The 11,939-nt window shown below is 57.9% G+C and carries 13 protein-coding genes; 5 read left to right on the forward strand and 8 right to left on the reverse strand.

The genetic code is table 11. The annotated features are described in order from the left end of the window. Positions 1 to 9 precede the first annotated feature (9 nt). Positions 10 to 654, reverse strand: coding sequence for a cAMP-activated global transcriptional regulator CRP (crp, locus tag AAGQ88_RS02315; protein ID WP_342655726.1), 645 nt, complete (start codon positions 652 to 654; stop codon positions 10 to 12). A 207-nt stretch (positions 655 to 861) separates the two neighbouring features. Between crp and AAGQ88_RS02320 the strand changes: the two genes are divergently transcribed. Together AAGQ88_RS02320 and speD are read left to right on the forward strand one after the other, a co-directional pair. Continuing rightward, positions 862 to 1,284, forward strand: a complete 423-nt coding sequence (locus AAGQ88_RS02320) for an OsmC family protein (RefSeq protein WP_342654355.1) — start codon at positions 862 to 864, stop codon at positions 1,282 to 1,284. A gap of 238 nt (positions 1,285 to 1,522) precedes the next feature. Then, positions 1,523 to 2,317: an adenosylmethionine decarboxylase gene (speD, locus tag AAGQ88_RS02325; protein WP_285426342.1), complete on the forward strand. Its 795-nt coding sequence runs from the start codon at positions 1,523 to 1,525 to the stop codon at positions 2,315 to 2,317. A 74-nt stretch (positions 2,318 to 2,391) separates the two neighbouring features. On the opposite strand, the gene coq7 is transcribed toward speD, so the two are convergent. The 5 genes from coq7 to hemJ all read right to left on the reverse strand — a co-directional run bounded on the left by coq7 (position 2,392) and on the right by hemJ (position 5,820). Then, a complete protein-coding gene (gene coq7, locus AAGQ88_RS02330; protein WP_285426045.1) occupies positions 2,392 to 3,039 on the reverse strand; it encodes a 2-polyprenyl-3-methyl-6-methoxy-1,4-benzoquinone monooxygenase in 648 nt (215 codons plus the stop codon). 124 nt (positions 3,040 to 3,163) lie between these two features. After that, positions 3,164 to 3,502 (reverse strand): histidine triad nucleotide-binding protein, encoded by a 339-nt coding sequence (locus AAGQ88_RS02335; protein WP_074752196.1) that lies wholly within the window; start codon positions 3,500 to 3,502, stop codon positions 3,164 to 3,166. An 85-nt stretch (positions 3,503 to 3,587) separates the two neighbouring features. Then, positions 3,588 to 4,373, reverse strand: coding sequence for an SDR family oxidoreductase (locus AAGQ88_RS02340; RefSeq protein ID WP_342654356.1), 786 nt, complete (start codon positions 4,371 to 4,373; stop codon positions 3,588 to 3,590). Positions 4,374 to 4,430: 57 nt separating this feature from the next. Beyond that, the gene (locus tag AAGQ88_RS02345) at positions 4,431 to 5,348 is read right to left on the reverse strand and encodes a DUF805 domain-containing protein (RefSeq protein ID WP_342654357.1); all 918 of its coding nucleotides are present in this window, start codon (positions 5,346 to 5,348) and stop codon (positions 4,431 to 4,433) included. Between the two features lie 46 nt (positions 5,349 to 5,394). Further along, positions 5,395 to 5,820: a protoporphyrinogen oxidase HemJ gene (gene hemJ, locus AAGQ88_RS02350; protein WP_093468767.1), complete on the reverse strand. Its 426-nt coding sequence runs from the start codon at positions 5,818 to 5,820 to the stop codon at positions 5,395 to 5,397. Between the two features lie 134 nt (positions 5,821 to 5,954). Here hemJ and argC point away from each other — a divergent pair, with 134 nt between their 5' ends. Together argC and erpA are read left to right on the forward strand one after the other, a co-directional pair. Next, positions 5,955 to 6,989, forward strand: a complete 1,035-nt coding sequence (gene argC / locus AAGQ88_RS02355; protein WP_285426048.1) for an N-acetyl-gamma-glutamyl-phosphate reductase — start codon at positions 5,955 to 5,957, stop codon at positions 6,987 to 6,989. Positions 6,990 to 7,167: 178 nt separating this feature from the next. Next, complete coding sequence (gene erpA, locus AAGQ88_RS02360; protein WP_093468773.1) at positions 7,168 to 7,518, forward strand: iron-sulfur cluster insertion protein ErpA; 351 nt, start codon at positions 7,168 to 7,170, stop codon at positions 7,516 to 7,518. A gap of 69 nt (positions 7,519 to 7,587) precedes the next feature. Here erpA and AAGQ88_RS02365 read toward each other — a convergent pair whose 3' ends face one another. Together AAGQ88_RS02365 and AAGQ88_RS02370 are read right to left on the reverse strand one after the other, a co-directional pair. After that, complete coding sequence (locus AAGQ88_RS02365) at positions 7,588 to 8,679, reverse strand: anhydro-N-acetylmuramic acid kinase (RefSeq protein WP_285426049.1); 1,092 nt, start codon at positions 8,677 to 8,679, stop codon at positions 7,588 to 7,590. 3 nt (positions 8,680 to 8,682) lie between these two features. Further along, positions 8,683 to 10,119: a peptidoglycan DD-metalloendopeptidase family protein gene (locus AAGQ88_RS02370; RefSeq protein WP_342654358.1), complete on the reverse strand. Its 1,437-nt coding sequence runs from the start codon at positions 10,117 to 10,119 to the stop codon at positions 8,683 to 8,685. Positions 10,120 to 10,330: 211 nt separating this feature from the next. On the opposite strand from AAGQ88_RS02370, the gene tyrS reads away from it, so the two are divergent. Next, entirely contained in the window at positions 10,331 to 11,530 is a 1,200-nt protein-coding gene (gene tyrS / locus AAGQ88_RS02375; RefSeq protein ID WP_285426051.1) for a tyrosine--tRNA ligase, read from the forward strand. Positions 11,531 to 11,939 lie beyond the last annotated feature (409 nt).

An 11,939-nucleotide genomic window follows, 5' to 3' on the forward strand; every position in this document is an offset into this window, starting at 1 on the left:
CTCGCGAATTCAACGCGTGCCAAACACCACCATCGTCTTGCCGCGCACATGCACCAGATTCTGTTCTTCCAGTGACTTGAGCACCCGCCCGACCATTTCCCGCGAGCACCCGACGATCCGGCCGATTTCCTGGCGGGTGATTTTGATCTGCATGCCGTCGGGGTGGGTCATCGCGTCCGGTTGCTTGCACAGGTCCAGCAGGCTGCGCGCAACGCGACCGGTCACGTCCAGAAACGCCAGGTCGCCCACTTTGCGCGTGGTATTGCGCAAACGCTCCGCCATTTGTCCGCCTATGGCGTACATCAATTCGGGATCGTGCTGACTCAGCTCGCGGAATTTGGCGTAGCTGATCTCGGCCACTTCGCATTCCGTTTTGGCGCGCACCCATGCGCTTCGCTGTGAGCCGCTCGGCGCTTGCTGGAAAAGTCCCAGTTCGCCGAAGAAATCGCCGCTGTTGAGGTAGGCAACGATCATCTCCCGGCCTTCGTTATCCTCGATCAGGATCGTCACCGAACCCTTGATAATCAGGTACAGCGACTCCGACTGCTCTCCGGCACAGATGATGTTGCTTTTGGCTGGGCATCGCCTCCGTTGTGCGTAGGGGAGAAGCTTGTCGGCGATTTTCAACTTGTTCGGAGGGGTCATGGCGACCATGGCTGTATCCCGTAAAAAACTGCGCCCGGAGGCATTCTTATAGGTATCGGCAGTATTTCCGATTTGACACAGTTCCACAGCGGCAAATTGCCATTTTTTCCGAAATTTCCTACGTTTCTGTCGCGGATCGGCATTTCCGGTCGACGCTGCGACATCGCGGCCCTGTGCTAAGCTGGCCGCCTTTTTTCTAGCATGGGAGTCCTGGCGATGAAAGCGCGTATTCAATGGGCGGGTGAGGCCATGTTTCTTGGCGAATCCGGCAGCGGTCACGTGGTTGTCATGGATGGTCCGCCGGAAAGCGGCGGTCGCAATCTGGGCGTGCGCCCTATGGAGATGGTGCTGATCGGTCTGGGTGGCTGCAGCAACTTCGACGTGGTCAGCATCCTGAAGAAAGCACGCCAGCCGATCGAAAGCTGCGAAGCGTTCCTTGAAGCCGAGCGCGCGACCGAGGATCCGAAAGTGTTCACGAAGATCCACCTGCATTTCGTCGTCAAGGGCCGCGGTCTGAGAGAGACTCAGGTCAAGCGGGCCATCGAACTGTCGGCCGAGAAATACTGTTCCGCGTCGATCATGCTCGGCAACGCAGGCGTGGAAATTACCCACGATTACGAAATCATCGAGCTGGGCTGATCAACGCCCAATTTTCATAAAAGCGGCGCAGGCTATGGCATGCGACTTCTGACGTCTGCATAATGCGCCCCTTTTTCAGGGCGCGACTGCCGGGACCTTCCTGGCTCGCCTCCGACCAGACAACCAAAATCGCCAACGCGAAGAGGTGTTAACCGTCCTACGCAGCTGAGCCGGGCTCAGTTGACGGGCATGCTTGATCACGCGGCCTGGGCCGCACCCATATAGAGAGTTTTTAACGGTGAAAAGCAAACTCAAGCTCCACGGGTTCAATAACCTGACTAAGACCTTGAGCTTCAACATCTATGACATCTGCTATGCGGAAACCCCGCAGGATCAGCAGGCCTACGTCGAGTACATCAACAGCGTGTACGACGCTGAGCGCCTGACGCGGATTCTCACTGATGTTGTCGATATCATTGGCGCGAACATCCTGAACATCGCCCGTCAGGACTACGACCCACAAGGCGCCAGTGTCACGATCTTGATCTCCGAGCAACCGGTTACGCCAACCGACAGCCAGATCGAAGAATCCCCAGGTCCGTTGCCGGAGACTATCCTTGCGCACCTGGACAAGAGCCACATCACGGTTCACACCTATCCCGAGATTCACCCGGTCGACGGCATTGCGACGTTCCGTGTGGACATCGACGTTTCGACCTGCGGCGTGATTTCTCCGCTCAAAGCGCTGAACTACCTGATTCACAAGTTCGAGTCCGACATCGTCACCGTCGACTATCGCGTGCGCGGCTTCACCCGTGACGTAGAAGGCAAGAAGCACTTCATCGATCACGAGATCAACTCGATCCAGAACTACCTCTCCGAAGACACCCGCGACAGCTACCAGATGACTGACGTGAACGTGTATCAGGAAAACCTGTTCCACACCAAGATGCTGCTCAAGCAGTTCGAACTGGATAACTACCTGTTCGGCGATGCGACCAGCAACCTTTCGCCGGAGCAGCGCGAACAGGTCACTGGCCGCGTGAAGCACGAAATGCTGGAAATCTTCTACGGCCGCAACATGCCGGTCTGAAGACTAACCGCATAAACAAAAAAGGCGCCGATCGAGGCGCCTTTTTTGTGTCCAACAACATCAATCCCGGATCATCAGATCCGATACGTACTCTTGGTCATGACCTTGGCCAGCAGGCTCATGCCAAATTTGACCGGTGCCGGAAAGCGGAAGCCGCCCGCCTGAATGGCACCCTCGGCATGTTGCTCTTCGTCGGCACGCATCTGCTCAAGAATCGCCCGGGATTTTTCATCCTCAATTGGCAGTTGTTCCAGATGCTCGTTCAAATGCTTGCACACCTGATCTTCGGTCGCTGCGACGAAGCCAAGACTCACACGGTCGCTGATCAGGCCGGCGACTGCACCGATCCCGAACGACATACCGTAGAAAACAGGGTTGAGCACGCTGGTATGGCTGCCCAGCTGATGAATGCGTTGCTCGCACCACACCAGATGGTCGATTTCTTCTTCAGCCGCATGCTCCATCGCCTTGCGCACGTGGGGCAACTTCGCCGTCAGCGCCTGACCCTGATACAGCGCCTGGGCGCACACTTCGCCGGTATGGTTGATGCGCATCAGGCCGGCAACGTGTCGGGTGTCGGTCTCGCTCATCTTGGTGTCGGGCTGGACGATGGCAGGCGAGGGGCGATGGGAATGCGCGCTGGCAGGCAGCAGCGTCTTCATCGCGGCATCGGCCTGAAGTAGAAAACGATCGATAGGGGAGTAGTGACGTTCGGTAGCCATGGGCACCTCCGGATGAATCCACGGCGGCCAGTCTACCTCAATCGATGTGGCGAGGCTTGTTCTGCGTCAGCCCGCCGAGGTGCATGCCAGACACTCGGCGGGCGTAACTCATTGATATCGCGACTCAGCCCGGCGGCCAGGTCATCTGGCGCTTGCCCAGCACATGCATGTGAATGTGATAGACGGTCTGGCCACCTTTCTCGTTGGTATTCATCACCACGCGAAAACCGTCCTCGCAGCCTTGCTCTTTCGCCAGACGCTGCGCGGTAAAGAGGATGTGGCCCAACAGGCCTTTATCTTCTTCGGTGACGTCGTTGAGGGTGCGGATCGGCTTTTTCGGGATAACCAGAAAATGCACCGGCGCCTGAGGGGCGATATCGTGAAACGCCAGCACCTGATCATCTTCGTAGATGATCTTGGCCGGTATCTCCCGGTTGATGATCTTGGTGAACAGAGTTTCCACAGCCTTGTTTCTCCGTTTCTGGGGGAATGAACCGAGTGTACTGAGCGAGTCGCGCTGCGCCCAGTCGTTTGTAGCGCTTGGTTGATCAGGCTGAGGTGCGTGACTTGAGCAGCGATCCCCAGATTTTCCGCGTCATCCAACGGCCGGTGAGGCGAGGCAAGCGGGTTATGAACCGGTTGCGCCAGCCTGGAATGATCACTGCGCGGTTCCTGTCGAGTGCGCGAACGGTACACAGCGCGATCTCTTCCGCCGTCATGGTCTTGTCGTCGGTGAATTTATCAGCGCTCAGCTGCGCGGTGCGGAAAAACGACGTTCGGGTCGGCCCCGGGCACAAGACTGAAATCTTCACGCCGGTCTTTTTCAGCTCTTCGCGCAGGCCTTCGGAAAAATGCAGGACGTAGGCCTTACTGGCAGCATAGGTGCTCATCCACGGGCCGGGTTGAAAGCCCATGATCGACGCGACATTGAGAATCTGCCCGCCACCCTGAACGGCCATCAGATTGCCAACGGTGTGGCACAGGCGCGTCAATGCCAGCACGTTGAGGTCCAGCAGGTCCTGCTCCTGCGCCCATTCTTGCGCCAGAAACGGGCCGCTGTTGCCAATTCCCGCGCAGTTCACCAACAGGTCGATCTGCCGCTCGCCTTCTTCGAGCTCCAGCAGAAATCCCGACAGGCGCAGTGGCTCCCCCAGATCGCAGGCACGGAACAGGACCTCGACGCCGAAGCGCTGAGTGAACTCGATAGCGATGCTTTCCAGCATGTCCCGGTGGCGAGCGACCAGAATGAGGTTGCGGCCTCGGCGGGCCAACGCTTCGGCCAGGGCCAGGCCAATGCCGCTGGATGCACCTGTGACCAGGGCGTAACGGGTCATGCGATTCTCCAGTCAGGATGTCGCGAGTGTTGAGACAGCTTCCTTGCTGCCAGTAGGTTATTGGTCGTCTTCGTTGTCCGAAGAGTCACCAATATCTGCAGGATCAACGGGTACCTCAGGTTGCGCTGCGTCATCGTCGTCATAAGGCAGAGACTGCTCGTAATCGCCAGTGGTTGCCTCTACTTCGTCCTGAATGCTCTGGAAACCGTCTCTGACCCCGCCGATGAACACCAGAGCAAGGACCAGCAGCCACAGCGTCGCAAGAATCTTGACCCCTCGGTTGTTGGGAGGCGGCGGCGGACCATACGCGTTCGGGCCGGCATTGCCGGGAATAGCGATCAGCAAGAGGGGAAAGAACGTGCCGATGATGGGCACCAGATAGAGCAACAGCAGCCACGCCGACCAGCCGGCATCATGCAGGCGTTGCGCGCCAATCTGGATGCACACCACGATCACCGCCACGAGGGCGATGGTGCCAAGCAGGCCGCCGGCAATCAGCGACACACTCAGTATCGCGAAGCAGACGCCGCTGATGACCATGGCCACCAGAACCAGCACCATGCTCCACGCCAGATAGCGCAAGCGGCCGATCCGGCCTTGTACGCTGAACACTTTGAGCGCGCCGACATCCGGCCAGTCCTGGGTAGCCGATGCTCGAGGTGGCGCGTAGGGCGAAACGGCGGGTTCGAAGGCCGGTGTCTGCGGCGTGGCCTGCTCGACCTCATCAAGACTCAAGGTCAAGGGTTCTTCGGGCTCGATCCGGCCTTCCACGCCCGCATCGTTCAGCGCTTTCAGATAACGCTGCGCATCGTCCTGAGTAAGGCCGCGCTTGACCGTCACCGGCCGGGTCGCGAACAGGCGGTCTATGCCAGACACGTCGCTCTTGAACAACTGGGCTAGATTAAGACGCGCGGTTTCCAGCTCTACACCGGGCCGCAGCTGCCCCTCGAAAACGATCTTGAAGTGTTCGGCCATACGCGGCTTCCTTGTCTTGAGTGAAATGCGACTCGAAGGGCTGCAATCAGAACGGCTTGACGACCACCAGAATGACGATAGCCAGAAGAATCAATACAGGGATTTCGTTGAACCAGCGATAGAAAACATGGCTGCGGCCGTTTTCTCCGCGGGCAAAGCGTTTGACCTGTGCGCCACAGACATGGTGATAGCCGATCAGCAGGACCACCAGCGTGAGTTTGGCGTGCATCCAGCCTTGCTGGAGAAATCCGGGGGTGAGCGTGATGAGCCAGATGCCGAACACCAGCGTTGCAATCATCGCCGGGCCCATGATGCCCCGGTAGAGCTTGCGCTCCATGGTGCAGAAGCGCTCGCGGCTGACGCTGTCCTCGCTCATCGCGTGATAGACGAACAGTCGCGGAAGGTAGAACAAGCCTGCGAACCAGCAGACGATCGAAACAATATGCAGCGCTTTTATCCAGAGGTAGAGCATTTTTGGTTTTTTCCAGGATCACGGTGGCGCAAATAGTAGTGGCTTGAACGCCCGTACGTCACGTTCACGGTTGTCCCGCAGGCGACGGGCCCATATTATCAGCGGCTTTCCAGTGGTTTCGTTGAGGGCAGATTATGGTCAAGGTCGGTATCGTCGGCGGCACGGGTTACACCGGCGTCGAGTTGCTGCGTCTGTTGGCGCAACATCCAGAAGCAGAAGTGGTAGCGATCACTTCGCGCTCCGAGGCGGGCCTTCCAGTCGCCGACATGTACCCGAACCTGCGCGGCCACTATGACGGCCTGGCGTTCAGCGTTCCGGACGTCAAGGTCCTCGGCGCCTGTGATGTGGTGTTCTTCGCCACGCCCCACGGGGTGGCCCACGCCTTGGCAGGCGAACTGCTGGCGGCCGGCACCAAGGTGATCGATCTGTCCGCCGACTTCCGTCTGCAGGATCCTGTGGAGTGGGCCAAGTGGTACAACCAGCCGCACGGCGCACCGGAGCTGCTGGACGAGGCCGTTTACGGGCTGCCAGAAGTCAACCGCGAAAAAATCAAGGGCGCTCGCCTGATCGCCGTTCCTGGATGCTACCCGACCGCGACGCAGTTGGGTTTCCTGCCATTGCTCGAAGCAGGGCTTGCCGATCCGACCCGCCTGATCGCCGACTGCAAATCCGGCGTCAGTGGCGCAGGCCGCGGCGCCAGCGTGGGTTCGTTGTACTCGGAAACCAGCGAGAGCTTCAAGGCTTACGCGGTAAAAGGTCACCGCCATCTTCCCGAGATCAGTCAGGGACTGCGCCGTGCCGCGGGCGGAGACATCGGCCTGACGTTTGTCCCGCATTTGACGCCGATGATTCGCGGCATCCATGCCACCTTGTATTCGACCGTTGTGGACAAGTCGGTCGACCTGCAGGCGTTGTTCGAAAAGCGCTACGCGAACGAGCCTTTCGTCGACGTCATGCCAGCCGGAAGTCACCCGGAGACCCGCAGCGTGCGCGGCGCCAACGTCTGCCGCATCGCAGTGCATCGTCCACAGGACGGCGATCTGGTCGTGGTGCTCTCGGTCATCGACAACCTGGTCAAAGGCGCGTCGGGTCAGGCTGTGCAGAACATGAACATCATGTTTGAACTGGACGAGCGCATGGGCCTGTCGCACGCCGGAATGCTGCCTTAAGGCAGCCGCCAGCGGCGAGCTTCAGGCTGCAAGTTGGAAGGCGCACATGATGCTTTTAGCTTGCAGCTTATCGCTTGAAGCTACTCGCTGCCGTCAGAATAGTTGACCAATTTTCTAGGACAAGCGGATAATGCGCGCATTACGCATTATGACGGCTTAGCGCCGGGAGACTTTGAGCATGAGCGTTGAAACCTTCACTCCAGTGGCTTTGGAATTCACTCACGGTGCTGCGCACAAAGTGAAGACCCTCGTCGACGAAGAGGGTAATGACCGCCTGAAGTTGCGTGTATTCGTGACCGGCGGGGGCTGTTCCGGCTTTCAATATGGCTTCACATTCGATGAAGATGTGGCCGACGACGACACCATTGTCGAGCGCGAGGGCGTCAGCCTGGTCGTCGATCCGATGAGCTTCCAGTATCTGGCAGGCGCTGAAGTGGACTATCAGGAAGGTCTCGAAGGTTCTCGCTTCGTGATCAAGAACCCGAACGCCGCCACCACCTGTGGTTGCGGATCGTCGTTCTCCATCTGAGTCATACGCTGCAAACGAAAACGCCGCGCTTATGCGCGGCGTTTTGTATTTCGGGGTGCAGCGTATCGGCTACGCAGGATAGATCGCACCGAGTACACGCAGTCCCGCAGCGCCGGTGACGCTTGGGCGGTTGGCCGGCACGCTTTCCAGCGCACAATGCGCAAGCCAGGCAAAGGCCATCGCCTCGACCCAGTCAGGGTCGACACCGAATTCCGCAGTGCTGGAGACCTTCGTGTCTGGCAGCAGTGCAGCCAGTCTTTTCATCAGCGCCTTGTTGTGCGCACCGCCGCCACACACCAGCAGTTCTTTGGTCTGTGCCTGAGCCGATTGGAGAGACTCGGTGATGCTCAGCGCCGTCACCTCCAGCAATGTCGCCTGCACATCCTCAGGTTTCAGCGTTGGCAGCTGAAACATGTGATGGTGAACCCAACCCAGGTTGAATACCTCGCGTCCGGTACTCTTCGGGCCTTTGGTCTGGAAGAACTGGTCACTGAGCATGGACTTCAGCAAGTCGGCGTTAACCGTCCCGCTCTCGCCCCAAGCCCCATCCTTGTCATAGCTCAGGCCGCGCTGGGCTTGAATCCAGGCGTCGAGCAGCACGTTGCCCGGCCCCGAGTCGAAGCCTGAAACCGGCTTGTCGATCTCGATCAGGCTGAGGTTGCTGAATCCGCCGACGTTCAGGACGGCGCGATAGTCCTTGTTGTCATCGAACAGTGCTTCATGAAAAGCGGGGACCAGGGGAGCACCCTGACCGCCTGCGGCGATGTCGCGCTTGCGGAAGTCACTGACGACAGTAATCCCGGTCAGCTCTGCCAGCAGGGCAGGGTTGCCGATCTGCACGGTAAAACCACGCGCCGGCTCGTGGCGAATGGTCTGACCGTGGCTGCCGATGGCGCGGATCTCGCCGGCAAGTACGTTCTGCTGGTCCAGCAGGGCATGAACGCCCTGGGCTGCCAGGCGAACCCATTTCTGCTCCGCAATACCTGCGCGCGCCAGTTCATCCGGACCGCTGGCACAAAGGCCCAGAAGCTCGGCGCGCAGATCATCCGGCATAGGAATGTAATAGGTGCCGAGCAGACGTGGTCGGTCATCCTGTTCAACGAGGGCGAAGTCGAGTCCATCAAGACTGCTTCCGGACATTACACCTACATATAAAGTCATGGGTCAGCGCTTACTCGAGGCCAGCATGGTGGCCTTTTCCTGGTCCATGCGCGCCATCAGAGGTTGGCTTTCTTGCATGAACCGCTGTTTTTCGGACTTGGCGATCGGGTCGGCCATCGGCAGCTTCTGCCCCAACGGGTCAACGTGAACGCCATTTACCTGGAACTCATAATGTACATGCGGACCTGTCGACAGGCCGGTCGTTCCAATATAGCCGATGACTTGACCTTGCTTGACGTTCGACCCGTTTTGAATGCCTTTGGCGAAGCCCTGCATATGGCCGTACAGCGTGCGATAGGTTTCGCCGTGCTGAATGATGACCGTGTTGCCGTAGCCGCCACGACGCCCGGCCAGAATGACCTTGCCGTCACCGGTCGCCTTGATCGGCGTGCCACGCGGCGCGGCATAGTCGATGCCTTTGTGCGCGCGGATCTTGTTCAGGATCGGGTGCTTGCGTCCCATGGAAAACATCGAGCTGATGCGCGCGAACTCGACAGGCGTGCGAATGAACGCCTTGCGCATGCTGTTGCCATCGGCCGTGTAGTAATTGGTGTTGCCTTGCTTGTTGGTGTAGCGAACAGCGGTGTAGGTTTTGCCGCGGTTGGTGAAGCGCGCCGAGAGAATGTTGCCAGTGCCGACCGTCTTGCCGTTGACGACCTTCTGCTCGTAAATGACGTCGAATTCGTCACCCTTGCGAATGTCCTGAGCGAAATCCACGTCGTAGCCAAAGATATTGGCCATGTCCATGGTCATGCTGTGGCTCAGGCCTGCGCGCTGTGCCGATTGCGACAATGAGTTGCTGATGATCCCGTGAACGTAGGCCGTGCGGACGTTCGGTTTGCTGACGTCACGCGTGAAGGTGTAGCCCTTGTCGGTGCGCGAGAGACTGATGCTCTCCAGATCGTTGAGCTTGCTGTGCAATTGCTTGAGGTTGCCCTCAGGCGAAAGCTCGAACTGCAGAACCTGACCGTTCTTGAGCTGGCTGAACTGCCTGGCTTGCTTGTCGCTGGCGATGACTTCATGAACGGTGGCCGGTGGAAGGCCCACCTTCTCGAACAGCGTCGAGAGGGTATCGCCCTTGGAAACCACGACTTCTCTGTGATTCGGGCTTTTGGCTGCCGCGACCGCTTCAGGCTTTGCAGTCGGGGTCTGTGTCTCGGCGTTGGCGGTGTTATCGGGCTCGTCAGCGCTGTTGTCGATTTGCGCAAACGGAGAATTTGCAGGTGGCTCTGTGGCTTGAGTCTGATCCTGAGCGTCTTGTTCTTGCTTGAACTGATCAGATGGCGTGTCCAGCTCGAGGGACAGGTTGGTCTTTTTGGCTTCGACATCGCTGGATGGAAAAACCAGAAGCGCCAGGCTCAGCAAGGCTGCGATACCGCTGGCAGCTAGCAGGTGGCTCTTCGGATAAAGCGGCGGCGCTTTAGGCGGAGTGTCGTTCATAAGTAATTTTGACTTTGAAAAAAGGTGAAATGGAAAAGATGAATGACATGATGAAGATGAAATAACTGTATAAAATATAACCAAATCTCGCCTGAGGCAAGCTTGCGATCGGATCGTTCCGCGATTCGTCGAGCACCTGTTGCCGGAACTTGTATTTGGGCGGTGATCTTGTATGGTTGTTTCCCTTTGAAATAAGGCTTACGGGGCGGTTATGAAGTCGGTTGAAGAGCAGCTAGCGCTGATCAAGCGTGGCGCAGATGAACTCCTTGTCGAGTCCGAGCTGATCGCGAAGCTCAAGCGTGGTCAGCCACTGCGCATCAAGGCCGGTTTTGACCCTACGGCTCCTGATCTGCACTTGGGTCACACGGTGCTTATTAATAAGCTGCGCCAATTCCAGGATCTGGGTCACCAGGTGATCTTCCTGATTGGCGACTTCACCGGCATGATCGGTGACCCTAGCGGCAAGAGCGCCACGCGCCCGCCGCTGACTCGCGAGCAGGTTCTTGATTACGCCGAAACGTACAAGGCGCAGGTCTTCAAGATTCTCGATCCCGCTAAAACAGAAGTGGCCTTCAACTCCACCTGGATGGATCAGCTGAGTCCGGCCGACTTCATACGCCTGTCCTCCCAATACACCGTCGCTCGGATGCTCGAGCGCGATGACTTCGACAAGCGATACAAATCCAACCAGTCCATTGCAATCCATGAGTTCCTGTATCCATTGGTGCAGGGCTACGACTCGGTGGCGTTGCGAGCTGATGTCGAGCTTGGCGGTACTGACCAGAAATTCAACCTGCTGATGGGGCGCGAGCTTCAGCGTGCATACGGGCAAGAAGCTCAGTGCGTGTTGACCATGCCGTTGCTGGAAGGTCTGGATGGCGTGAAGAAGATGTCCAAGTCGCTGGGTAACTACGTTGGTATCCAGGAAGCGCCCGGCATCATGTATAGCAAGCTGGTTTCCATTCCGGATGCATTGATGTGGCGCTACTTCGAGCTGCTGAGCTTCCGGTCCATGGAAGAGATCGACGGTTTCAAGGCCGACTGCGAGAAGGGTGCAAATCCGCGCGACATCAAGATCAAGCTGGCCGAGGAAATCGTTGCTCGTTTCCATGGTGAGGAAGCCGCAGCTTCGGCGCATCGCTCCGCCGGGAATCGCATGAAAGACGGCGAACTGCCTGACGACTTGCCGGAGATCGCCTTGTCGGCAGCCGAAGACATGCCGATTGCCGCTGTCCTTAATAAGGCAGGCTTGGTCAAGAACTCCGCAGTCGCTCGTGATCTGCTGACTTCCGGTGGCGTACGTATAGATGGTGAAGTCGTGGATCGCGGTTTCATCTTCAAGATCGGCGCGACCCATGTTTGTCAGGCCGGGAAGAAGGCTTTCGGGCGCGTTACGCTGAATCGGGAATAAAGTTTGAATTAGTGCTTGACGCCCCTCTCAATGTCTCTATAATTCGCCCCACTTCCGGCGCAGACGAAACGAAAAACTCCTTGAGATTCAACGAGTTAGACGAAGTAAGCGGCGCGGAGGGGCTTCGATTCAGGTCACTGAATCGGCAGCGGTGAAAAAAGGTGGTTGACAGCAGATTGTAACGCTGTAGAATTCGCCTCCCGCTGACGTGAGACGCCAAGTCGAACGAAGCGCAAGTGGTTGAAGTTGCAAAGGAAACTTTGAAAACTTCTGAAAATAACCGCTTGACAGATGATGAGGACGCTGTAGAATGCGCGCCTCGGTTGAGACGAAAGGCTCTTGACCAACCGCTCTTTAACAACTGAATCAAGCAATTCGTGTGGGTGCTTGTGCAGTAAGACTGAAGTCG

Origin of the sequence: Pseudomonas sp. F3-2, assembly GCF_038804275.1 — a bacterium.
In the GTDB taxonomy this organism is placed as follows: domain Bacteria; phylum Pseudomonadota; class Gammaproteobacteria; order Pseudomonadales; family Pseudomonadaceae; genus Aquipseudomonas.

Bases quoted from the DNA above. Each gene is read 5' to 3' on its own strand.
- crp (WP_342655726.1), bottom strand. From the start codon at position 654: ATGGTCGCCATGACCCCTCCGAACAAGTTGAAAATCGCCGACAAGCTT.
- AAGQ88_RS02320 (WP_342654355.1), top strand. From the start codon at position 862: ATGAAAGCGCGTATTCAATGGGCGGGTGAGGCCATGTTTCTTGGCGAA.
- coq7 (WP_285426045.1), bottom strand. From the start codon at position 3,039: ATGGCTACCGAACGTCACTACTCCCCTATCGATCGTTTTCTACTTCAG.
- AAGQ88_RS02340 (WP_342654356.1), bottom strand. From the start codon at position 4,373: ATGACCCGTTACGCCCTGGTCACAGGTGCATCCAGCGGCATTGGCCTG.
- AAGQ88_RS02345 (WP_342654357.1), bottom strand. From the start codon at position 5,348: ATGGCCGAACACTTCAAGATCGTTTTCGAGGGGCAGCTGCGGCCCGGT.
- hemJ (WP_093468767.1), bottom strand. From the start codon at position 5,820: ATGCTCTACCTCTGGATAAAAGCGCTGCATATTGTTTCGATCGTCTGC.
- argC (WP_285426048.1), top strand. From the start codon at position 5,955: ATGGTCAAGGTCGGTATCGTCGGCGGCACGGGTTACACCGGCGTCGAG.
- erpA (WP_093468773.1), top strand. From the start codon at position 7,168: ATGAGCGTTGAAACCTTCACTCCAGTGGCTTTGGAATTCACTCACGGT.
- AAGQ88_RS02365 (WP_285426049.1), bottom strand. From the start codon at position 8,679: ATGACTTTATATGTAGGTGTAATGTCCGGAAGCAGTCTTGATGGACTC.
- AAGQ88_RS02370 (WP_342654358.1), bottom strand. From the start codon at position 10,119: ATGAACGACACTCCGCCTAAAGCGCCGCCGCTTTATCCGAAGAGCCAC.
- tyrS (WP_285426051.1), top strand. From the start codon at position 10,331: ATGAAGTCGGTTGAAGAGCAGCTAGCGCTGATCAAGCGTGGCGCAGAT.